The following is an 896-nucleotide window of genomic DNA, read 5'->3' as shown; positions in this document are numbered from 1 at the left end:
ACCTAAAACCTAAAACCTAAAACCTAAAACCTAAAACCTAAAACCTAAAACCTAACTATCAGGCTCGCATCAATTCCGTGAGTAGTTTACAATGGCAAGTTCGGTTTGATAAATGCTGGCGACTGCTCGTTAAGCTAAGGTTACAGGGTATAGTATGGAAAATTGGTATTTAGTTATGTGTAAGCCCCGACAAGAGGAAAGGGCAAAAGCTAACTTAACCAACCAAGGGATTGAGGCATTTTACCCCAAATTAACAACAGAAAAGCTGGTTAAAGGTCGTCGTACTGTTAAACAGCTCGCTTTGTTTCCTAATTACTTGTTTGTTCGTCTTAAATTAAACAGCGGAAATTTTTCTGCTGTAAAAAATACCCGCGGTATTGGTGGGTTTGTGTCTTATGGTGCGAGTTATCAAGTGGTACCTACAAGTTTAATTGAACAATTACAAAGTAAATGTTCACAAACCGTTGAGTCAACAATGCCAAAAGCGGGTGATGTAGTCAGCGTTAATAACGATTCTTTTAAAAGTATTCAAGCAATATACAAAGAGCCCGACGGCGATATGCGCAGCATTTTGTTAATTAACTTACTGAATAAGCAAATAGAAATGAGTGTAGACAATAAAGATATTGAATCTTAGGTGATAGGTGCTAGGGTTTAGGTGATAGGTAGAGATTAGGCCAAGTGCGGTGTTAAAGTTCATGATAACGGCAGCGGGTTACGGGCTTCGAGCTACGGGCATAGATCCTAGAGCCTCGAACCTTGAACCTAAAATCGACGCGGGGTGAACCCGCTGCTACATGCATAAAAAAACCTTGCGATATTAGCCGCAAGGTTTTTAAATACCTCGAACCTCGAACCTCGAACCTCGAACCTCGAACCTCGAACCTCGAACCTCG

The 896-nt window shown here is 41.0% G+C and carries 1 protein-coding gene; it reads left to right on the top strand.

What is annotated here, in order from left to right; translation table 11 throughout:
* Positions 1–154: 154 nt before the first annotated feature.
* Positions 155–637, top strand: coding sequence for a transcription/translation regulatory transformer protein RfaH (gene rfaH, locus QMA00_RS18845; RefSeq protein ID WP_262976977.1), 483 nt, complete (start codon positions 155–157; stop codon positions 635–637).
* Positions 638–896: the final 259 nt, after the last annotated feature.

Origin of the sequence: Pseudoalteromonas sp. APC 3694, from assembly GCF_030407565.1 — a bacterium.
Classification (GTDB): domain Bacteria; phylum Pseudomonadota; class Gammaproteobacteria; order Enterobacterales; family Alteromonadaceae; genus Pseudoalteromonas; species Pseudoalteromonas tetraodonis.
Note: the sequence above shows the minus strand (reverse complement) of the source record. Positions and strands in the feature narration are given on the sequence as shown.

What these genes read in the sequence shown, in the direction of transcription:
- rfaH (WP_262976977.1), top strand. Translation starts at nt 155, where the DNA reads ATGGAAAATTGGTATTTAGTTATGTGTAAGCCCCGACAAGAGGAAAGG.